This is a genomic window from Pseudooceanicola profundi (assembly GCF_050897955.1).
In the GTDB taxonomy this organism is placed as follows: Bacteria; Pseudomonadota; Alphaproteobacteria; order Rhodobacterales; family Rhodobacteraceae; genus Pseudooceanicola.
The window spans coordinates 2,816,090-2,836,295 of the sequence record NZ_JBPAXZ010000001.1 but is presented as its reverse complement, the minus strand read 5'-3'; the positions used below and the strand labels follow the sequence as shown (position 1 = coordinate 2,836,295).

Sequence of the window (20,206 nt, the reverse complement as noted above, 5' to 3'; positions counted from 1 at the left end):
CGGATCAGCCGAAATCCTCCCGGACAATCCGATCTTCTGCGACACCCAGGGTCAACAGGGCGTCCTGGATATCGTCAATCATCGCGTCAGGGCCGCAGACATAATATGTTCCGGTTTCCGGCTCGATATGGTCGGCCAGAAACTGCTGATCGATACGCCGCGGGACAATGCCCTTCCCGGGGCTGCCATCTTCTGTCACGCAGAAAACCGTCTTCAGCCCTTCCATCTGCTCCAGTTCCTCGCGCAGGATGATGTCCTCCGCGCGGGAATTGGAAAAAAGCAGCGTGCACCCGGCCAGCGTGCCCTGACGCTTCAGCCGCTGCCGCAGAATGGCGATGAAGGGCGTGATCCCGGCGCCCCCGGCAATGAACCAGCCCGGACCCTCATCCTGGAGGGCGCCCCAGGGCGCGCCCAGAATGACCCGGTCACCTGCCTTCATCCTGGCAATCTGCTCCGTCACCCCGTCATGCTCGGGGTAGGATTTGATGACAAACCGCATCGCCTCCTCCCCGGGCAGGGAGACAGGCGTGAAAGGCCGTGCCTCGTCCCGCCAGCCATCGCGGTCCAGCGCCAGATCAAAAGCCTGACCGGGACGGCAACTCAGCCCCTCGGGACAATCGAACCACAGATGGTGGGTGTCCGGCGTCACCGGGGCGATCTTTTTCAGGGTCAGGGTATGCGGCATGGTCGGTCTCCTTTTCAGGAAAACCACAAGCCGGGGATGAGAGTTCCCCGGGTTTTTTCTTGCCGGAAATATCCCCGCCGGAGGCAGATGCGATTTTGCCCTGCAAAATCGCCGGTATCATGTGCGCCGCGCAGCGGCGCTCCGTTTTACAGGTTCTCGGGCTGCGGCATGCCCAGGACATGGTAGCCGCCGTCGACGCGGATGATCTCTCCGCTGGTAAACGCACCGGCATCCGATGCCAGGTAGACCGCCGTTCCGCCCACGGCATCCAGCGTCGCATTGGCGCGCAGCGGCGCATTGGCCTCGGTCTGGCGGAAGGTCTTGCGGGCGCCGGAAATAGCCGCGCCTGCCAGCGTCTTCATCGGCCCGGGAGAGATCGCATTCACCCGGATGCCATCCGGTCCCAGGTCATTGGCCAGATACCGCACCGCCGATTCAAGTGCGGCCTTGGCCACACCCATCACGTTATAGTAGGGCGTCACGCGGGTCGACCCCTGATAGGTCAGGGTCAGGATGGTACCGCCCGCGGTCATCAGGGGGGCGGCGCGACGGGCGATCTCGATCAGCGAATAGCAGGAGATATCCAGCGAGTTCTTGAAATTCTCCCGCGAGGTATTGATGAACCGCCCCGCCAGCTCGTCCTTGTTGGAATAGGCCACGGCATGAACAACAAAATCCAGCCGGTCCCATTTCGCCTTGAGCTCCGCAAAACCTCGGTCCAGCGAGGCATCATCCGTGACATCCATATCAACCAGCGTGGTCACGCCCACGCTTTCGGCCAGCGGGCGCACGCGCTTGCCAAAGGCCTCGCCCTGATAGCTGAAGGCCATCTCGGCTCCGGCCTCTGCCATGGCCTTGGCAATTCCCCAGGCGATGGACCGATCATTGGCGACCCCCATGACCAGCCCGCGCTTGCCCTGCATCTGTCCTGTCATGGCGCTTACCCGTTATAGCGGCTCAGTAGCATGGACCCGTTGGTCCCGCCGAAGCCGAAGCTGTTGGTCATCACCGTGTCGAGGCCCGCGTTCTCAACCAGCGCGGTGGCGATCTCGCCCGGCCGGATCCCGTCCAGCAGACTGTCCACATTGATCGACGGGATGATGAAATCGTCGCGCAGCGCCAGCAGGCAGAAGATCGCCTCAAGCGCCCCGGCCGCGCCCTGGGCATGGCCCGTCATCGACTTGGTGGAGCTGACCGGCGGCACCTTGCCTTCGCCAAAGACACGCCGCACCGCGTCGACCTCAGTGCCGTCACCGGCCGGCGTCGAGGTGCCGTGGGCGTTGATGTAGGAGACCTTGCGGCCTTCCGGCAATGTCGACAGGGCAAGGTCCATGGCGCGCTCCGCACCCTCGCCGGAAGGGGCAACCATGTCGACCCCGTCCGATGTCGCGGCAAAGCCCGTGACCTCGGCGTATATCTTCGCGCCGCGGGCCTTGGCATGCTCCAGCTCTTCCAGCACCACCATACCGCCGCCGCCGGAGATGACGAAGCCATCGTGGCCGGCATCAAAGGCGCGGGAGGCTTTCTCCGGCGTGTCGTTAAACTTGGAGGACATGGCACCCATCGCGTCGAAGAGGCAGGAGAGCGACCAGTCGAGCTCCTCTCCGCCGCCGGCAAACATGACATCCTGTTTGCCCATCATGATCTGTTCGGCCGCATTGCCGATGCAATGCAGGGAGGTGGAGCAGGCGGAGGTGATGGAATAGTTGATGCCCTTGATCTTAAAGGCGGTCGACAGGTTGGCCGACACGGTCGACGACATCGCCTTGGGCACGGCAAACGGCCCGATCCGCTTGGTCGCGCCGGATTTCAGCACCGTCTGATGCGCTGCGAACAGCGCGGAGGTGGAGGGCCCGCCGGACCCGGCCACAAGCCCGGTGCGCGGGTTCACGATGTCTTTTTCCTCAAGCCCGGCATCCGCGATGGCCTGGGTCATGGCGATGTAGGAATAGGCGGCACCCGGCCCCATGAAGCGCAGGGTACGCTTGTCGATCAGCTCTGCCGGGTCGATCTTGAGCGTGCCCGCAACGCGGGACCGGAAGCCGTATTCCGCCATCTCCTCGGAGGCGACGATTCCGGATTTGCCCGCCTTCAGCGATGCTGTGACTTCCTCGGCGTTGTTGCCGATCGAGGAGACAATCCCAAGACCGGTGACGACAACTCGGCGCATGGCGCCCTCCCCTACCTCTGGTCAGCTCTCGGACAGAACGACCTTCATGTCCTTCACCACGTAAATTTCCTCGCCGTCCGCTTCAACCCTGCCATTGGCGACACCCATGGTCAGCCGGCGGGTCTGCAGCGCCTTGGTGAAATCGACGTAATACGTCAGCATCTTGCGGTCCGGCCGGACCATGCCGGTCAGTTTGACCTCGCCCACGCCGACAGCCATGCCCCGCCCCGGCCAGCCGCGCCAGCCAAGGTTAAACCCGGTCAGCTGCCAGAGCCCGTCCAGACCGAGGCATCCCGGCATGATTGGATTGCCGGGAAAATGGCAGTCGAAAAACCAGAGGTCCGGAGTGATATCGAATTCCGCCACCACATGGCCTTTGCCGAATTCGCCGCCATCCGCGGAAATATCGGTAATTCGGTCCATCATCAGCATCGGCGGTTCGGGCAGCTGCGCATTGCCCGGTCCAAAAAGCTCGCCGCGGGCACATTTCAGCAGCTCCTCCCGGTCGAAGCTGGTCGGATAGGTGGTCATACGCGGCGATCCCTTTCGACGCTCTCGAAAATCCTCGCCCCCTCTATCACCCGCTTTGCGCGGCATGCAAGGGTGCAGCGCCGGGGTTGCGCCCTGCTGGTCCTCTCGTACCCTCGACCTGACCGGAACGGCGGGAGGGCCACCATCAGCGGGATCCGGTTGAATCCCAAGCCGCAAAGCGCTTATAGTGTCTCCTGACGTCAGGATTGGTGAAAATGAGCAATAGCACGGCCACCAGAGGAGTTTCATGGTTGACCGACGGCGGGCTGCGCCCGACGCGTCAGCGCGCGGCGCTGGCTGAACTGCTGGTCGGGGATGGCAAAAACCGTCACGTCACGGCCGAAAGCCTGTTTGCCGCCGCCCAGGACTGCGGCCAGTCGGTGTCTCTGGCCACGGTTTACAATACGTTGCGGGCCTTTTGCGAGGCCGGGCTGATGCAGGAAATCACCGTCGACGGGTCGAAAAGCTACTTTGACACCAATGTCGGCGATCACCCGCATTTCTTCTGGGAAGACACCGGACATCTGACCGACGCCCCGGCGGAAGAGCTGGAAATCCGGCGGCTGCCCGAAATTCCCGAAGGTGCGGAGCTTGCCAAGGTCGATGTCGTTATCCGGCTGCGCCGCCGCTGACGCCTGCTTGCACTGCGGCACGGATTTGCCCGCATCGGACGGTGCCGGTCTGGATAAGTGCCCTTTCCTCTGATGCCTGTCGGTGATTATCTCGGGCTGGGGAGGGTCCCATGCCAATTTCCACCTGTGTCTTCGATGCCTATGGCACCTTGTTCGACGTCGCCGCGGCAGCGCGGGCCGAAGCGGAGCGGGCCGGGCCGGGCCGGTTTTCCCAGCATTGGCCGCGTATTGCGGAAGACTGGCGGCGCAAGCAGCTGGAATATTCGTGGCTGCGCGCCATCGCCGGACATCACTGCACGTTCTGGGAGGTGACGCAGGACGCGCTGGACTGGGCGCTTGAGGCCGCCGGCTTTGACGATCCGGATCTGCGACAGCGCCTGATGGAGCTCTACCGCGTGCTGGACTGTTACCCCGAAGTGCCGCAGATGCTGAGGCAGTTGCGTCTGCGCGGAATGCGCACGGCGATCCTGTCCAACGGTTCTCCGGACATGCTGGACAGCGCCGTGGCGTCGGCCGGGATCGGGGACCTTCTGGATGATGTCCTTAGCGTGGAAAGCGTGCAGATCTTCAAACCGGCGGCCGCGGTCTATGATCTTGTCGGCACCCGATTCGGCTGCGCCGCCGCCGATGTGCTGTTTGTATCGTCGAATGGATGGGACGCGGCGGCCGCCAGCGCCTATGGCTTTCACACAGTCTGGGTAAACCGGCGCCAGGAGCCGGTCGACCGGCTGTTCGGGCGGCCGGATGCCATTTTGCCCGAGTTGAGCGGGATTCCCGAGCTGGAGGTTCTTTCATGAGCTTTTTCGAAACGTCAGACGGCATGTCTCTTTACTACGAGGATGCCGGGGCGGGTGTGCCGGTGCTCTGCCTGTCGGGGCTGACCCGCACTGTGCGGGATTTCGATTTCGTGGCGCCGCATCTGCGCGGGGTGCGGATGATCCGGATGGATTACCGGGGGCGCGGAGATTCGGACTGGGGCGATCCCACCAGCTACACGATCCCGCGCGAAGCCCTGGATGCGGTGGAGCTGCTGAACCATCTGGGTGTGGACAAGGCCGCTCTTTTGGGGACGTCCCGCGGTGGTCTGATCGCACTGGTTCTGGCTGCGACGGCCAGAGACCGGCTTATGGGGGTGGCGTTCAACGACATCGGCCCGGTGGTGGAAACGGGCGGGCTGGACGTGATCATGGGGTACCTCGGCGTTCATCCTCCCTTCGCCACGCTCAGGGATATGGCACTGGCGCGACAGGACGATCCGGATTTTCCCGGCGTGCCCACGACCCGGTGGGAAACCTTCCTGTCGCATAATCACACCGAGACGGCGGAGGGGGTTCGCATCGGCTATGATCCGAAACTGCGCGATGCGGTCGCGGCAGGGTTCGGTCAACCGGCCCCCGACCTCTGGCCGGTCTTCGACATGCTGGCCGATCTGCCGCTGGCGGTCCTCCGGGGTGCCAATTCCGACCTGCTGAGTGCGGAGACGGTGGCCGAGATGGCCCGGCGCCATCCCGGTCTGATCCAGGCCGTGGTGCCCGACCGCGGCCATATCCCTTTCCTTGACGAACCCGAAGCGCTGCACGCGCTGACCGACTGGCTGGAGGCCCTGAAGAAATGAATATCGACATGATCCGCGCGTCTGCTGAGCGTGCACGGGGCCATATCCGGCGCACGCCGCTGCTGTCCTCGCCCTTTCTGGACGAGATCGCGGGGCGCCGGGTCTTTATAAAGCCGGAATGCCTGCAGATGACCGGCAGCTTCAAGGCGCGCGGCGCATGGTCGGCGCTGTCGGGCATGGACCCGGAACAGCGGGCACGCGGGATCATGGCGTATTCGTCGGGCAACCATGCGCAGGGCGTGGCCTGGGCGGCGACCGCGCATGGCGTGCCCTCCGTCATTCTGATGCCGGCCGACGCGCCGGCGCTGAAACGGGCGAATACGGCTGCTCTGGGTGCGGAGGTGGTGCTCTATGACCGAGCGACAGAGGATCGGGAGGCGCTTGGCACCGCGCTGGCCGAGGAACGCGGGCTGACGCTGGTGAAACCCTATGACGAGCCGCTGGTGATCGCCGGTCAGGGCACCACGGGGCTGGAGATCGCCGAACAGGCCGCCGAGGCCGGGATCGAGGCGGCAGAGGTGCTGGTCTGCTGCGGCGGGGGCGGGCTGACCTCCGGCATTGCGCTGGCCTGCGAGGCGGATGCGCCGGGGCTGGTCGTCCGCCCGGTAGAACCGCAGGGTTTTGACGATGTGAAACGGTCGCTGGAGGCCGGGGCCATCCAGCGCAACAACCGGATGGAGGGATCGATCTGCGATGCGATCGTGACGCCGCAGCCGGGCGATCTGACCTTCCCGATCCTGTCGCGGCTCTGCAAGACCGGCATCGCGGTGACGGATGAGGAGGCGCTGATGGCCATGGCGCAGGCCTTCCTGCGGCTGAAGATCGTGGCGGAGCCGGGCGGGGCCGTGGCGCTGGCCGCCGCGCTCTATCATCCTGAAGAGCTGGAGCGCGATACGGTGATCACCGTCGTCTCGGGTGGCAATGTCGACCCGGCGGTGTTCACGCGCGCGCTGGCCCTGCTGCCGGAGGCGAGCTGATGTATCTTGACGAGATCGAGGCTGGGTTCAGGTTCACGACACCGTCGCATGAGATGACGGAGGCGCAAATCCTTGAATACGCCCATGTCTACGACCCGCAGCCCTTCCATATCGACAGGGAGGCCGCCAAGGCCTCCATCTACGGCGGGCTGATTGCCAGCGGCTTGCAGACCTGCGCGATCTGTTTCCGGCTCACTCTGGCGGCCAATATTTTCAATGAGGCCTCGTTGGGCTCGCCCGGAATGGACCGGCTGCGCTGGCTGAAGCCGGTGCGCCCCGGTGACGTGCTGACGGTGGAGGGGCGTGTGACTGCCGTTGCCCGCTCTGCCTCGCGTCCCGACCGGGGGCGGATCGAGGTGGATTACGTGGGGCGCAACCAGAACGGAGAGGATGTGATCAGCTATTCGATCACGCATATGCTGAAGTGCCGGCCCTGAGGAGAGGCCAATTGTTCGACGCATTTAATTGACATAGACAATTATTTTTCCGAGTATTGTGGCGCGAACGGGAGGAGTTCATGCGTACACAGGTTGCCATTATCGGCGGCGGGCCTTCGGGGTTGCTGCTGTCGCAGCTGCTGCATGGTGCCGGGATCGCTTCGGTGGTGCTGGAACGGCAGACGAAAGACTATGTGCTGGGACGTATCCGGGCGGGTGTTCTGGAACAGGGCATGGCCGGGCTGATGCGCAAGGCCGGCGCTGGCGCCCGGATGGAGGCGGAAGGGTTTGTCCACGAGGGCACGCAGATCGCCTCCGGTCCGGAGATGTTTCGGGTCGATTTCGCCGCGCTGACCGGGACGCCCGTGCTGGTCTATGGCCAGACGGAGGTCACGCGGGATCTCTATGCCGCGCGGGAAGCCGCGGGCGGGGAGATCGTTTACCGGGTCGAGGATGTGGTGATCGACGGGGCCGATACGCAGGCGCCCGGCGTGAGCTACACCGTCGACGGGGCTCGTCAGAGGCTGGCGTGTGATTTCATCGCCGGATGCGACGGGTTCCACGGTGTGTCCCGGCCAACCATCCCGGCCAGTGTCCGGCGCGAGTATGAGAAGGTCTATCCCTTCGGCTGGCTGGGCATCCTGTCGGAAACGCCGCCTGTGGATCACGAGCTGATCTATTCGAATTCGGAGCGCGGGTTTGCCCTCTGCTCCATGCGGAACGCGCAGCTGTCGCGCTATTACATCCAGTGTTCGCTGACCGACCGGCCAGACGACTGGACCGATGCCGCCTTCTGGGACGAGCTGAGGCGACGCATCCCGGAAGAGACGGCTGACCAGCTGATCACCGGCCCGTCGATCGAGAAATCCATCGCGCCGCTGCGCAGTTTCGTGACCGAACCGATGCGATGGGGCCGGCTGTTTCTCTGCGGAGATGCGGCGCATATCGTGCCGCCGACGGGCGCCAAGGGGTTGAATACGGCCGCCAGTGACATCCACTATCTCTTCGAGGGGCTGCGGGAGCATTATCTGGACGGCTCCGACGAGGGGATCGACCGTTACTCCGAACGTGCGCTGCTTCGGGTCTGGAAGGCCGAACACTTCAGCTGGTGGATGACCAACCTGCTGCACCGTCTCCCGGATCAGACGGCGTTCGATCTGAGGATGCAACAGGCCGAAATCGCCTTTCTGCGGGACAATCTCTCTGCGCAGAAGGTCATGGCCGAAAACTATGTGGGATTGCCTTACTGATGCAGATTGCCAAGCTTAACGATATCGCTGTTCATTTCACAGACGAAGGCGACCCGTCGGGCGCGCCGGTGGTCTTTGCCAATTCGCTGGGGACCGATCTGCGGCTCTGGGACAAGGTGCTGCCGATGCTGCCCGCCGGGCTGCGGCTGATCCGCTATGACAAGCGCGGGCACGGGCTGACCGGCGGCGGGCCTTCGCCCTATTCCATGGGCACACTGGTGCGCGATGCGGAAGGGCTGCTGGACCATCTGGGGGTGCGCGATGCGCTGTTCGTGGGCCTGTCGATCGGCGGCATGATCGGCCAGGGACTGGCCGTCAAACGCATGGACCAGGTGCGGGCGCTCGTGATCTCGAATTCCGCCGCCAAGATCGGCACGCCGGAGATGTGGCAGCAGCGGATCGACATGACGCTGTCTGAAGGGATCGAGCCGATGGCCAATGCGGTGATGGAACGCTGGTTCGGCCGCGCCTTCCGCGACACGCCGGAGCTGGCGGCCTGGCGCACCATGCTGGTCCGGCAGTCGCCGCAGGGCTATGCGGGCTGCTCGGCCGCGATTTCGGGGACGGATTTCTACACGCCGACCTCGGGCCTGCGCCTGCCGGTGCTGGGGATCGCGGGGTCGGAGGACGGCTCCACCCCGCCCGATCTGGTCCGGGAAACGGTCGATCTGGTGCCCGGATCGAAATTCGCGCTGATCCGGGGCGCGGGGCATCTGCCCTGTGTTGAAAAGCCTGAGGAATATGCGCGGATCCTCACCGATTTCATCAAGGAGACCGGACATGCCTGACCGCCGTCCCGCAGGGGAAGCCACCCGCCGCGCCGTTCTGGGCGACGCCCATGTGAGCAAATCACAGGGCACGGCCACCGAGTTCGACAGCGGCTTTGTCGACCTGATCACCGAAGGCGCCTGGGGCACGGTCTGGGCCTCTGACGCGATCCCGAAGCGGGAACGGTCGATGATCACCCTGGCCCTGCTGGCCGGGCTGGGCAATTTCGAGGAATTCGCGCTGCACCTTCGGGCCACGGTCAACACCGGCGCCAGCAAGGCGGATATCCGCGAGGTGCTGCATCACGTCGCGATCTATGCCGGCGTGCCGCGCGCCAACCACGCGTTCAAGGTCGCGCGGGAGATTTACGCAGAGCTGGAGGGCGAGGCATGAGTACGACCGAGGACAAGGGCCCGCTGATCCCGCGCAACCGCGCGGCGCATCCGGTGGCCTATGACGTGGATTACAAGACCTCTGTCCCGCGCAGCCCGCGCTGGTCGCTCCTGTCGATGGAATCGACACCGTCGGAGGAAACCGGGCCACGCTTTGGCCATCAGCTGCTGGGTGAATGGGACAATAACCTGATCCTGAACTTCACCAAGGGCCGCGCGCCTGCGGTGGGGGAGCGGATCCTCGTGCATGGCCGGGTTCTGGACGAGAACGGGCGCCCGGTGCCGCAGACGCTGGTGGAGATCTGGCAGGCCAATGCCGGCGGACGCTATCGGCATGTGAAGGACAGCTATTTCGCCCCGCTCGACCCGAATTTCGGCGGCTGCGGGCGGACCATCACCGATGACAACGGGTATTATGAATTCCTGACGATCCGGCCGGGTGCCTATCCCTGGCCGAACCGCGCCAATGACTGGCGGCCGATGCATATCCATTTCTCGATCTTCGGGCATTCCTTTGGGCAGCGGCTGATCTCCCAGATGTATTTCGAGGGTGATCCGCTGATCTATCGCTGCCCGATCGCCGCGACGATCAAGGACCGGTCGCAGCTGGATACGCTTGTCGCGCCGCTCGACCTGTCGAAGTCGCGACCGCTGGATTTCCTGGCCTACAAGTTCGACATCGTGCTGCGGGGCCGGCGTCAGACCATGTTCGAAAACAAGCTGGAGGGGATGTGATGGTGCAGAAACTGGATACCCTGGTAGAGACACCGTCGCAGACCGCCGGGCCTTACATCCATATCGGCTGCATGCCGAGCTATGCGGGCAATCCCGGCTCCTTCGATCAGGAGATCGGGGAGAGCCCGATTGCCGAGGGGGCCAAGGGCGAGGTGATCGAGATCACCGGCGAGGTGCGCGATGGCACCGGCTGGGCGCTGCGCGACGCAATGCTGGAAAGCTGGCAGGCGGATGCGGCGGGGGTCTATCCCGGTCAGGCCGGGGCTGATCCGGCGGTCTCCGGCTTCTGCCGGTTTGCCGCAGATCACGACACCGGGAAATTCACCCTGCGGACCGTGAAACCCGGTGCCGTGAAGGGGCGTGGCGGGGTGATGATGGCGCCGCATATCTCGCTCTGGATCGTGGCGCGGGGGATCAATATCGGGCTGCAGACGCGGATCTATTTCGGGGACGAGGACAACGGGTCTGACCCGTTGCTATCCCGGATCGAACAGAAACCGCGTGTCGATACGCTGATTGCAAAGAAGGTCGGAGAGGGCAAATATGTCTTCGATATCGTCCTTCAGGGCGATCAGGAGACGGTGTTTCTGGATATCTGAATGGCTCACATCATCCTCGTTCATGGCGCCTGTCACGGCGCATGGTGCTGGTCTGCCGTCACCCCCCTGCTGGAGGCGGCGGGTCATGAGGTGACCGCCCTCGACATGCCCGGGCGCGGTGCGGGGGTTGAGGGGCTGACGCTGGGCGATCAGGCCCGGACGATCCTTGACGCCTATGAGGGCAAGGCTGTTTTGGTCGGGCATTCCGCCGGGGGCATCTCCATCTCCGCCGCTTGCGAAGCGGCGCCGGAGAAGGTGGCGCATCTGGTTTATGTCGCGGCCCTGCTGCCCCGGGACGGAGACTCCCTGGGCGAGATGATGCGCGATCTGGAAGGCCCGCGCGCCAGCCTGCCGCTGCTGAAGGTGCCGCATGGCTATATCTTCGACGTGACGACCGAAGGGGCGGGTGCGGCGCTTTACAATGACGCGCCGGAGGCGGCGATGCAGGCGGCGCTGGCGCAGGTCTGTGCCGAACCCTCCGCCCCGCATCGGGAGAAGGTGCGGCTGGGAGCGACTTTCGATGCCGCGCCGAAATCCTATGTGCTCTGCACGCAGGATCACGTGATCCCGGAGGTCGATCAGAGGCGGATGGTGGCAGGGCTGGACCCTGTGGATGTGCCGGAGCTGGTGACCGGCCATTCACCCTTCATATCGATGCCGGAAGAGCTGGCCCGGATCATCGACCAGATCGCGAAGGCTGCCTGATGGCCGGGTCCGTTCACGACAGCGGCATCTACCACCGGCTGTTTCCGGCAGGCGATGCTGGCAAGCTTTTTACCGACAGCGCCGAGGTCCGGGCGATGCTGATCGTCGAGGGCGCGCTGGCCCGGGCGCAGGGTGCGCTTGGGATCATACCGGAGATCAGCGCGGCAGCGATCCATCGCGCCACGCTGGAGATCGTGCTGGACCCCGGGGAACTGGGGGCGGCGGCCGCGACCAATGGTGTGCCGGTGCCGGGGCTGGTGACGGCCTTTCGCAAGGCAATGCAGGCGCCGGAACATGCGCAATATCTGCACTGGGGCGCGACGTCGCAGGACATTGTCGACACCGGGCTGATGCTGCGGCTGCGGCAGTTGCTGGTGCTGGTCGAAACGGGGGTAACAGAGGTGCTGGGGGGACTGGCGCGGCTGGCCTCGGACCATGCCGACCTGCCGATGGCCGGGCGCACCTACGGGCAATATGCGACGCCGGTTTCCTTTGGGTCGGTCGTGGCGGGCTGGGGCTGGCCCCTGCTGGAGGCATTGCAGGATCTCGACCGGGTGCGCGGGTCGCTGATGGTGTCGCTGGCCGGGGCGGCAGGGACGGGCAATGTCTGGGGCGACCAGACCCCTGCCCTGCGTCAGGCGGTGGCAGAGGGGCTGGGCCTCGTCGATCCGGGGCGCAGCTGGCATGCGGATCGCGGGCCGGTGCTGCGGATCGCCGACTGGCTGATGCGGGTTGCCTTGGCGCTTGGCAAGATGGGCGAGGACCTGATCCTGATGGCCCAGTCCGGTGTCGGCGAGGTGCGGCTGGGCGGGGCTGGCGGGTCCTCCACCATGCCGCAGAAGCAGAACCCAGTGGCGCCGTCTGTTCTCGTGGCGCTGGCGCGGCAGGTGGCAGGAGCCTCGGCCACGCTGCAGGGATCGGCGATGAGCCGCCAGCAGCGCGATGGCGCGGCCTGGTTCACCGAATGGCTGGTGCTGCCAGAGCTCTGCCTGTCGGCGGCGGCGTCGGTGGAAACCGCGCGGGGCCTCGTGCCGCAGATCACGCCGGAGGCGGAGGCGATGATCGCGCCGATCCGCGACGGTCAGGGGCTGATCCATGCGGAGGCGCTGTCCTTCCGGCTGGCGCAGACCATGCCACGACCGGAGGCACAGGCGGCGGTCAAGGCGCTCTGCAAGCAGGTGATCGCAGAGGGCGGAGAGCTGGCCGATGCGGCCCGCGCCCGGTTCCCGGAGGCGGGTCTCACAGGGATTTTCGAGGCGGAGACGCAGATGGGCGATGCACCGGAACAGGCGCGCGCATTTGCTCAGGCAGTGCGCAGGCTCTGACCCTTGCGACATATTGCGAAAATTCATTCCGACAGGTGGAAATAAAATTTCTTCTCGCCTATGGTGCGCCACATCGGACAGGGTCCGGAGGACCAGAGGGAGGTTACCATGTCAAAGATTCGCGCGGCCGTTTGCCGTGAATTCAACTCGCCACTCACCATCGAAGAGGTGGAGCTGCGCGCGCCCGAGATGGGCGAGGTCGAGGTGGACATCGAGGCGGTCGCGATCTGCCATTCCGATATCTCTTTCTGGCAGGGCGGGTTCGGAGGGGCTTTGCCTGCCGTTTACGGCCATGAGGCCGCCGGTGTGGTGACCGCCGTTGGCGAGGCTGTGGTCGGCATTTCCGTGGGCGATTCCGTTTGTGTAACGCTGATCCATGCCTGCGGGCATTGCACGACCTGCCAGTCGGGCAAGCCTACGATCTGTGAAACGCCGGTCGATAATCTGGGCGCCAGTCCGATTGCCACACCCGAGGGCGATCCGGTCTTCAAGGCCATGGCGACCGGTGCCTTTGCCGAGAAGGTCGTGGTGGACCAGTCGCAGATCTGCGTGATCCCGGCGGAGATGAAGAAGGACGTGGCCTCGCTGATCTCCTGCGGGGTGATCACGGGCGTCGGCGCGGCGGTCTTTTCGGCCGATATCGAGGTCGGTCAGGATGTCGTCGTGATCGGTGCCGGGGGCGTCGGGCTGAACGCCATTCAGGGGGCGCGGATCGCAGGGGCGCGGCGGATCGTGGCCGTCGACATGCTGCCGGAGAAGCTGGAGGTCGCCAAGGAATTCGGCGCCACCGACGTGGTGCTGGCCGAGGGTAAGCCGTGGTCGGAAGTAAAGAAGATCCTCGGGCGCGGCGCCGATGCGGTGCTGGTGACCGTGGGGGTGGCGCAGGTTTATGATCAGGCGCCGCGTTACCTCGGCTGGGGCGGCAAGGTCGTCATGGTCGGCATGCCGCATGGCGACAAGACGTCGTCCTATTCGCCGCTGATCATGGCCAATCAGGGTCAGGGGATTGTCGGCTCCAAAATGGGCGATATGGTGATCAAACGGGATATTCCGTGGATCGTGGATATGTACAGCCAAGGTCGGCTGAAGCTCGATGAGCTGATTTCGGGCCGCTGGACGCTGGAACAGATCAACGAGGCCATCGAGGATACGAAATCCGGCGCGGCCCGGCGCAATGTGATCATGATGAAGTGAGGCCATGAAGCTCGACACGCTCGATGTCATCGTGACCGCCCCGCCTGCACCGGGCTGGGGCGGGCGCTACTGGATCCTTGTGAAGGTGACGACGGATACGGGCGTGACGGGCTGGGGCGAATGCTATGCCGCCTCCGTCGGTCCCGTCGCGATGGAGGCGGTGATCCGCGACGTGTTCGAGCGGCATTTCGCGGGCGAGAATCCCGAGAATATCGAACTGCTGTTCCGCCGGGCCTATTCGGCGGGCTTTACCCAGCGGCCCGACCTGACGGTGATGGGCGCCGTTTCGGGGCTGGAGATCGCCTGCTGGGATATCCTTGGCAAGGATCGCGACCGGCCAGTCTGGGCCTTGCTGGGCGGCAGGATGAATGAACGGCTGCGGGCCTATTCCTACCTCTACCCCCTGCCCCGGCATGAGATCTCCGACTTCTGGGTCTCGCCGGAGATGGCCGCGGAATCGGCGGTTGATCTGGTCCGGCGCGGCTATACGGCGGTCAAGTTCGACCCCGCCGGACCCTATACGATCCGCGGCGGGCATATGCCGGCACTGAGCGATCTGGAGTTGTCGGTGCGGTTCTGCGCGGCGATCCGGGAGGCGGTCGGCACCAAGGCTGACCTGCTTTTCGGCACGCATGGGCAGTTCACGCCGGACGGGGCGCTACGTATGGCGCAGGCGATTGCAGCCTATGATCCACTGTGGTTCGAGGAGCCGGTGCCGCCGGATGATTTTGAGGCGATGCGGGTGGTCGCGACGGGAATACCGATCCCGGTCTCGGCCGGGGAACGGCTGACCACGAAACAGGAATTCGCGGCACTGCTGCGCGCCGGCGTGCGGATCCTGCAGCCCGCTTTGGGCCGGGCGGGCGGCATCTGGGAAGCCAAGAAGATCGCTGTTCTGGCCGAGGCGGCAGGCGCCCAGATCGCGCCGCATCTCTATGCCGGGCCGGTGGAATGGGCGGCCAATGTGCATCTGGCCGCCACCTGCCCCAACCTGCTGATGATCGAGACGATCGAGACGCCGTTTCACGACCAGCTGATCCGGGGCGGGATCCGGGTCGAGGGCGGGTTCGTCGCGCCGCCCGAGGCGCCCGGTCTGGGCATTGAGGTGGATGAAGCGCTGGCCCGGGCGCATCCCTACGAGGGATCGGCGCTGCACCTCGCCATGCAGGAAGCGCCCTGCGATTATGCATCTGGCAACCGGTTTCAGGGCGGCGCACCGCGCGAGGACGGCTAGGCGCTATCACTGGCGGGATGCGCGTGATATACCCGCCGCGGACAATTCAGGACAGGCCGTGTGACCGATACCGACGTAAAAGTTTCGCCCGCCGAGATGGAGGCCAGCGCCTGCAATGCGGCGGCCTTTCTCAAGACGCTTGCCCATGAGGGACGGCTGATGATCCTGTGCCATCTGGGCAGCGGTGAAAAATCCGTGGGCGAGCTTGAGAGCCTTCTGGGCATGCGTCAGGCCGCCGTGAGCCAGATGCTGGCGCGTCTGCGTGAAGAGGGCTTTGTGGCGACGCGGCGGGATGGCAAGACGGTCTATTACAGCCTCGCCAATGAGAATACGCAGGAAGTGATCGGCCTGCTGTACCGGCTCTTCTGTCAGCCTGCGGCAGCCTGAGGCGCGCGGCGAGCGTAAAGAACCCGTCGGATTTGGCGCCTGCGGCGGGCGGGCCGAGGGGGCGCTACCCCCTCTTGAGCCTGCGGCTCAATTCACCCCCGGGATATTTTCGGCAAGAAAAACGGGGACGGTTGTTTCCGCATCCAGTCAGGCGAGGCGGGATTTCAGCCCGCCGAGGTCCCGCATCATGGAGGAGAGGTCGACGCCAATGGCGGTGAAGGTCGTGCCGAGCTCCATGCAGCGGCGGGCGAAATCCTCGTTGAGAGTGAGGATACCCGAGGGCGTGCCCACGGCCTTGAGCCGGGCGATGGCATCTTCGATTGCCGCGATGACCTCCGGGTGGGACTGGTCACCAGGATGGCCCATGGAACCGGAGAGGTCGGCCGGGCCGATAAAAACCGCGTCGACCCCGTCAACGGCAGCGATCTCTTCCAGCCGGGCCATGGCGGAGATGGTTTCGACCTGAACGATGAGGCAAAGTTCCTCCTCCGCCCGGGTCATGTAGTCTTTGACAAGGCCATAGCGCCCGGCCCGGACGCCGCCTGCCATGCCGCGCATGCCGCGCGGCGGGTAGCGCAGGGCGTGGACTGCGGCGGCGGCCTCCTCCGGGGTCTGGACATAGGGGATCATGATGGTCTGGGCGCCCATGTCGAGGTAGCGCTTGATATAGGCCGGATCGTTGGACACGGCGCGCACGATGGCGGAGGTGTCGGGGAAACCGGCGATGGCCTGAAGGGCGGGCAGGACCTGATATGCCTCTGTCACCGCATGTTCGGTATCGACGAGGACCCAGTCGAACCCAAGGGCGGCGAGGGCTTCGGAGACGGTGGAGGAGGCGAGGGAATTCCACACGCCGATCTGCTGCTCTCCGGCGGCGATGGCGTGTTTGAAGCGGTTGCGGGGCAGGTCCATCTTTGTCTCCTTCAGTCGGCCAGAAGCGTCGCCATGCGGGCGATGGCCAGCAGGTAGCCCTGGGTTCCGCAGCCCGCGATCACCGCATCTGCGCGCAGTGAAACGTAGGAATGATGCCGGAAGCTCTCGCGCTTGTGGACGTTGGAGATATGCACCTCGATCACCGGCCCTTCGAAGGCGTTGAGCGCGTCGAGGATCGCCACGGAGGTATGGGTGTAGGCTGCCGGGTTGATGACGATGCCCTGCGCGGTGTCGCGGGCACGGTGGATCATCTCAACGATCTCGCCCTCGTGGTTGGACTGGTGAAATTCCGTTGTCAGCCCGTGGGTTGCGGCGGCGCCGGTGCAGGCGGCCTCCACATCGGCGAGGGTCTCGTGCCCGTAGATCTCTGGCTGGCGTTTGCCCAGCAGGTTGAGGTTGGGGCCGTTGAGGATGTGGATCGTCTTGGTCACGGGCGGTCTCCGGTCATTGCCGGATGGTTCTAGCATGGGGTCGGGGCGCGGCACAGGGGGTTGCGCGGTTGGGTCTGGGTCAAGCTGGATCTGCTGTTGAAGATTGCATACATGTGGATACATGAGCGAGTCTGTCATTGCCTTTCCGGCCGATCCAGAGGGTGCCAGCGTCTATGAGCGGCTGGTGGCTGCCCTGCGACGCGGAGACATCCGGCCCGGGGCGCGGCTGATGGAGGTCGAGCTGGCGGCGCGGTTCGAGACATCGCGCACGCCCGTCCGCGAGGCGCTGCGGCGGCTGGAGGCGGAGGGGCTGATCACCCATGTGCCACGTGCGGGCGCGACGGTGCGGCGGCTGGATTATGCCGAGATCGTCGAGCTGTACGAGATGCGCGCGGTGATCGAGGGCACGGCGGCGCGGCTGGCCGCGCGGGTGGCCTCTGCGGTGGAAATCGCGGCGCTGACGGAGATCAACCATGCGCTACGCGGCGCGCGGGGTTCGGAGGCGGCGGCGCTCAACCGGCAGTTTCACCGCCAGATGCTTGAGGCGGCGCGGAACCGGTTCCTGTCGCGCTCGGCCGAGACGCTGGAGCTGACGATGTCGATCCTCGGCCCCTCGACACTGGAGGATGAGGCGCGGGCGGAAGCGGCTCAGGCCGAACATGCGCTGGTGCTGGAGGCGCTGGTCGCACGGGACGGGGCCGCGGCGGAGATGGCGATGCGGGCGCATCTGGAGGGCGCGCAGGGTCAGCGGTTGCGGCAGATCGGGCGGGGTCCGGGATGAACCTGAGCGAGCCGTGGGATGTGGTGGTGGTAGGCGGCGGCAATGCCGCGCTCTGCGCCGCGATCACGGCGGCGGAGGCGGGCTGCCGCGTTGTCATATTTGAGGGGGCGCCAAAGCCCTATCGGGGCGGGAATTCCCGGCATACGCGGAATTTCCGCTGCATGCATGGCGGGCCGCTGTCGGTGCTGACCAATGCCTATGGTGAGGATGAGTATTACGACGACCTGATCCGGGTGACCAAGGGTGAGACGGATGAGGTGCTGGCCCGGCTGGCCATCCGCGGCTCTGAAGCGGCGCTGCCGTGGATGGAGGCGCGGGGGGTGCGGTTCCAGCCCTCGCTTTCGGGCACGCTGAGTCTGTCCAGGACGAATGCGTTTTTTCTGGGCGGCGGCAAGGCGCTGGTGAATGCCTATTATGCGCGGGCGGCGGATCTTGGGGTCACCGTCGTGTACGAGGCGCAGGTGCAGCATGTGGTGATCGAGGGTGGGGTGTTTACCGGGGTCGATGTCGCGGTCGCGGGTGGCGAGATGCAGCGGGTTACCGGCCGCGCCTGCGTGATCGCCTCTGGCGGGTTTCAGTCGGATCTGGACTGGCTGGCGCGGGCTTGGGGACCGGCGGCGCGGAACTTACTGATCCGGGGGACACCTTATAACCGGGGCATCGTGCTGAAGGACATGCTGGATCAGGGCGCGCAGAGCGTGGGCGATCCGACACAATGCCACGCCGTGGCAATTGACGGGCGGGCGCCGCAATTCGACGGCGGTATCGTCACGCGGCTGGATTGCGTGCCGTTTTCGGTGGTGGTGAACCGGGACGGGCAGCGGTTCTATGACGAGGGCGAGGATGTCTGGCCCAAGCGCTATGCGATCTGGGGGCGGCTGGTGGCGGCGCAGCCGGATCAGGTGGCCTATTCGGTGATCGACAGCCGGTCGCTGGATCTGTTCATGCCCTCGGTTTTCCCGCCGGTGGTGGCCCATACGGTGGCGGAGCTGGGGGAGAAGCTGGGGATCGACGGGGGCGCACTGGACCGAACGGTCCAGCAGTTCAATGCGGCGTGTCGGGAGGGGGCGTTGCATCCGACGGAGCTGGACGGGCTTTCGACCGAAGGCTTGACGCCGCCCAAGACCAACTGGGCCCGGCCCATCGTTGAGCCGCCCTTCTACGGGTATGCGCTGAGGCCCGGTGTGACGTTCACCTATCTTGGCCTGAAGGTGGATGAGACGGCGCAGGTCGCCGGTCCGGAGGGGAATTATCCGAATATCTGGGCGGCGGGAGAGACGATGGCCGGGTCGATCCTGGGCCAGGGGTACCTGGCGGGGTTCGGGATGACGATCGGCACGGTCTTTGGCCGGATCGCGGGACGGGAGGCGGCGGCCTATGCTGGATAGGGTGCAGGAGGCGCGGCGGCAGATCGAGATCTGCAATGCCTGCCGTTATTGCGAAGGCTACTGCGCGGTCTTTCCGGCGATCACCCGCGACCGCGCCTTTGCCGGTGGGGATATCACCCAGCTGGCCAATCTCTGCCACAACTGCCGGGGCTGCTATTACGCCTGCCAATATACCGAACCGCATGAATTTGCGCTGAACCTGCCCGGCGCGCTGGCCGAGGTGCGGGCGGACAGCTGGGAGCGGCTGGTCTGGCCCTCAGGCTTTGCGCGGGTTTTTCAGCGATATGGCGGGGCGATGGTGGCGGTGTTTTTGCTTGCGACGTTTTTCGTCGTGACCTGGTTTCGGCTGGATGTGGAAACCTTCTACGACCTGATTCCGCATGAGGTTCTGGTCGCGATCTTCCTGCCGGCCTTTGTGGCACCGCTCGCCCTGATCGCCTTGGCGCTGTGGCGGTACTGGCGGGAGGTTGGCGGGACGCGGATCACATGGGCGCAGCTCCGGGCGGCGCTGAGGGATGCCGCACGGCTGAAGAACCTTGATGGCGGACAGGGTCAGGGCTGCAATTTCGAGAGGGAAGAGCGGTATACCAAGGGACGCAGGGCGATGCATCAGGCAGTGCTCTACGGGTTTCTGATGTGCTTTGCATCGACCTGCGCCGGGACCGTGCTGCATTACGCGGGCTGGCCCGCGCCCTATGCGATCTGGTCCCTGCCCAAGCTGCTGGGCGTGCCGGGGGGCGTGTTGCTGACGCTGGGTGCTGTGGGGCTGGCCGTTCTGAAGCCGAAGGGCGACCGGAAGCTGGGCGCGCCCGGGGTCTGGGGCGGAGAGATGGGGTTCGTCTTGCTGCTGGGGTTCACCGGCGCCTCGGGCCTCGCGCTTTATGCCGCGCGGGGGACCGAGGCGCTTGGCTACATGATGGCGCTGCATCTGGGCAGCGTGCTGACGCTCTTCCTGCTCATGCCCTATTCCAAGATGGTGCACGGGTTCTTCAGGCTGGCGGCGCTGGTGCGGGATGCCCAGGGCAAGGGGCTTTAGC

Annotated in this window: 24 protein-coding genes; 18 read left to right on the top strand and 6 right to left on the bottom strand. The window is 65.2% G+C overall.

From position 1 onward, the window contains the following. Positions 1-4 precede the first annotated feature (4 nt). The 4 genes from ACRARG_RS14355 to fabA all read right to left on the bottom strand — a co-directional run bounded on the left by ACRARG_RS14355 (position 5) and on the right by fabA (position 3,386). Complete coding sequence (locus ACRARG_RS14355) at positions 5-685, bottom strand: FAD-binding oxidoreductase (RefSeq protein ID WP_432690694.1); 681 nt, start codon at positions 683-685, stop codon at positions 5-7. Between the two features lie 146 nt (positions 686-831). After that, positions 832-1,620, bottom strand: coding sequence for an enoyl-ACP reductase FabI (locus tag ACRARG_RS14350; protein ID WP_432690693.1), 789 nt, complete (start codon positions 1,618-1,620; stop codon positions 832-834). A gap of 5 nt (positions 1,621-1,625) precedes the next feature. Continuing rightward, complete coding sequence (locus ACRARG_RS14345) at positions 1,626-2,855, bottom strand: beta-ketoacyl-ACP synthase II (protein WP_432690692.1); 1,230 nt, start codon at positions 2,853-2,855, stop codon at positions 1,626-1,628. Between the two features lie 21 nt (positions 2,856-2,876). Next, positions 2,877-3,386: a bifunctional 3-hydroxydecanoyl-ACP dehydratase/trans-2-decenoyl-ACP isomerase gene (fabA, locus tag ACRARG_RS14340; protein WP_432690691.1), complete on the bottom strand. Its 510-nt coding sequence runs from the start codon at positions 3,384-3,386 to the stop codon at positions 2,877-2,879. A gap of 215 nt (positions 3,387-3,601) precedes the next feature. On the opposite strand from fabA, the gene irr reads away from it, so the two are divergent. The 15 genes from irr (at position 3,602) to ACRARG_RS14265 (ending at position 15,636) form a co-directional block, all read left to right on the top strand. Beyond that, the gene (gene irr, locus ACRARG_RS14335) at positions 3,602-4,018 is read left to right on the top strand and encodes a Fur family transcriptional regulator Irr (protein ID WP_432690690.1); all 417 of its coding nucleotides are present in this window, start codon (positions 3,602-3,604) and stop codon (positions 4,016-4,018) included. 110 nt (positions 4,019-4,128) lie between these two features. Then, the gene (locus tag ACRARG_RS14330; protein WP_432690689.1) at positions 4,129-4,815 is read left to right on the top strand and encodes a haloacid dehalogenase type II; all 687 of its coding nucleotides are present in this window, start codon (positions 4,129-4,131) and stop codon (positions 4,813-4,815) included. Beyond that, positions 4,812-5,633: an alpha/beta fold hydrolase gene (locus ACRARG_RS14325; protein WP_432690688.1), complete on the top strand. Its 822-nt coding sequence runs from the start codon at positions 4,812-4,814 to the stop codon at positions 5,631-5,633. Before ACRARG_RS14330 ends, ACRARG_RS14325 begins: the two co-directional genes overlap by 4 nt. Further along, on the top strand, positions 5,630-6,610 hold the full coding sequence (locus ACRARG_RS14320) for a threonine ammonia-lyase (RefSeq protein ID WP_432690687.1): 981 nt from the start codon (positions 5,630-5,632) through the stop codon (positions 6,608-6,610). The genes ACRARG_RS14325 and ACRARG_RS14320 overlap by 4 nt, the downstream gene beginning before the upstream one ends. After that, positions 6,610-7,047 (top strand): MaoC family dehydratase, encoded by a 438-nt coding sequence (locus tag ACRARG_RS14315; protein ID WP_432690686.1) that lies wholly within the window; start codon positions 6,610-6,612, stop codon positions 7,045-7,047. Before ACRARG_RS14320 ends, ACRARG_RS14315 begins: the two co-directional genes overlap by 1 nt. A gap of 80 nt (positions 7,048-7,127) precedes the next feature. Next, the gene (gene pobA / locus ACRARG_RS14310) at positions 7,128-8,297 is read left to right on the top strand and encodes a 4-hydroxybenzoate 3-monooxygenase (RefSeq protein ID WP_432690685.1); all 1,170 of its coding nucleotides are present in this window, start codon (positions 7,128-7,130) and stop codon (positions 8,295-8,297) included. Continuing rightward, positions 8,297-9,085 (top strand): 3-oxoadipate enol-lactonase, encoded by a 789-nt coding sequence (gene pcaD / locus ACRARG_RS14305; protein WP_432690684.1) that lies wholly within the window; start codon positions 8,297-8,299, stop codon positions 9,083-9,085. The genes pobA and pcaD overlap by 1 nt, the downstream gene beginning before the upstream one ends. Continuing rightward, positions 9,078-9,458, top strand: a complete 381-nt coding sequence (gene pcaC, locus ACRARG_RS14300; protein ID WP_432690683.1) for a 4-carboxymuconolactone decarboxylase — start codon at positions 9,078-9,080, stop codon at positions 9,456-9,458. Before pcaD ends, pcaC begins: the two co-directional genes overlap by 8 nt. Further along, on the top strand, positions 9,455-10,192 hold the full coding sequence (gene pcaH, locus ACRARG_RS14295; protein WP_432690682.1) for a protocatechuate 3,4-dioxygenase subunit beta: 738 nt from the start codon (positions 9,455-9,457) through the stop codon (positions 10,190-10,192). Before pcaC ends, pcaH begins: the two co-directional genes overlap by 4 nt. Next, complete coding sequence (gene pcaG / locus ACRARG_RS14290) at positions 10,192-10,791, top strand: protocatechuate 3,4-dioxygenase subunit alpha (RefSeq protein WP_432690681.1); 600 nt, start codon at positions 10,192-10,194, stop codon at positions 10,789-10,791. The genes pcaH and pcaG overlap by 1 nt, the downstream gene beginning before the upstream one ends. Then, a complete protein-coding gene (locus ACRARG_RS14285) occupies positions 10,792-11,496 on the top strand; it encodes an alpha/beta fold hydrolase (RefSeq protein ID WP_432690680.1) in 705 nt (234 codons plus the stop codon). It begins immediately after the preceding gene. After that, positions 11,496-12,821, top strand: a complete 1,326-nt coding sequence (locus tag ACRARG_RS14280; protein WP_432690679.1) for a lyase family protein — start codon at positions 11,496-11,498, stop codon at positions 12,819-12,821. The genes ACRARG_RS14285 and ACRARG_RS14280 overlap by 1 nt, the downstream gene beginning before the upstream one ends. A gap of 108 nt (positions 12,822-12,929) precedes the next feature. Beyond that, positions 12,930-14,015 (top strand): Zn-dependent alcohol dehydrogenase, encoded by a 1,086-nt coding sequence (locus tag ACRARG_RS14275; RefSeq protein ID WP_432690678.1) that lies wholly within the window; start codon positions 12,930-12,932, stop codon positions 14,013-14,015. A gap of 4 nt (positions 14,016-14,019) precedes the next feature. Continuing rightward, a complete protein-coding gene (locus ACRARG_RS14270) occupies positions 14,020-15,249 on the top strand; it encodes a mandelate racemase/muconate lactonizing enzyme family protein (protein WP_432690677.1) in 1,230 nt (409 codons plus the stop codon). A 96-nt stretch (positions 15,250-15,345) separates the two neighbouring features. Further along, positions 15,346-15,636: an ArsR/SmtB family transcription factor gene (locus tag ACRARG_RS14265; protein ID WP_432691373.1), complete on the top strand. Its 291-nt coding sequence runs from the start codon at positions 15,346-15,348 to the stop codon at positions 15,634-15,636. Between the two features lie 147 nt (positions 15,637-15,783). Here ACRARG_RS14265 and ACRARG_RS14260 read toward each other — a convergent pair whose 3' ends face one another. Both ACRARG_RS14260 and aroQ read right to left on the bottom strand, forming a co-directional pair. After that, positions 15,784-16,548 (bottom strand): HpcH/HpaI aldolase family protein, encoded by a 765-nt coding sequence (locus tag ACRARG_RS14260; protein WP_432690676.1) that lies wholly within the window; start codon positions 16,546-16,548, stop codon positions 15,784-15,786. A gap of 11 nt (positions 16,549-16,559) precedes the next feature. Further along, on the bottom strand, positions 16,560-17,000 hold the full coding sequence (aroQ, locus tag ACRARG_RS14255) for a type II 3-dehydroquinate dehydratase (RefSeq protein ID WP_432690675.1): 441 nt from the start codon (positions 16,998-17,000) through the stop codon (positions 16,560-16,562). 121 nt (positions 17,001-17,121) lie between these two features. On the opposite strand from aroQ, the gene ACRARG_RS14250 reads away from it, so the two are divergent. From ACRARG_RS14250 to tcuB, 3 genes are read left to right on the top strand one after another with little or no spacing between them, the layout of a single operon-like run. Next, positions 17,122-17,781, top strand: a complete 660-nt coding sequence (locus ACRARG_RS14250) for a GntR family transcriptional regulator (RefSeq protein ID WP_432690674.1) — start codon at positions 17,122-17,124, stop codon at positions 17,779-17,781. Next, positions 17,778-19,169 carry an FAD-dependent tricarballylate dehydrogenase TcuA gene (tcuA, locus tag ACRARG_RS14245; protein WP_432690673.1) on the top strand — a complete coding sequence of 464 codons (1,392 nt, stop codon included), beginning with the start codon at positions 17,778-17,780 and terminating at the stop codon, positions 19,167-19,169. Before ACRARG_RS14250 ends, tcuA begins: the two co-directional genes overlap by 4 nt. Then, a complete protein-coding gene (tcuB, locus tag ACRARG_RS14240) occupies positions 19,159-20,205 on the top strand; it encodes a tricarballylate utilization 4Fe-4S protein TcuB (RefSeq protein ID WP_432690672.1) in 1,047 nt (348 codons plus the stop codon). Before tcuA ends, tcuB begins: the two co-directional genes overlap by 11 nt. Position 20,206 lies beyond the last annotated feature (1 nt).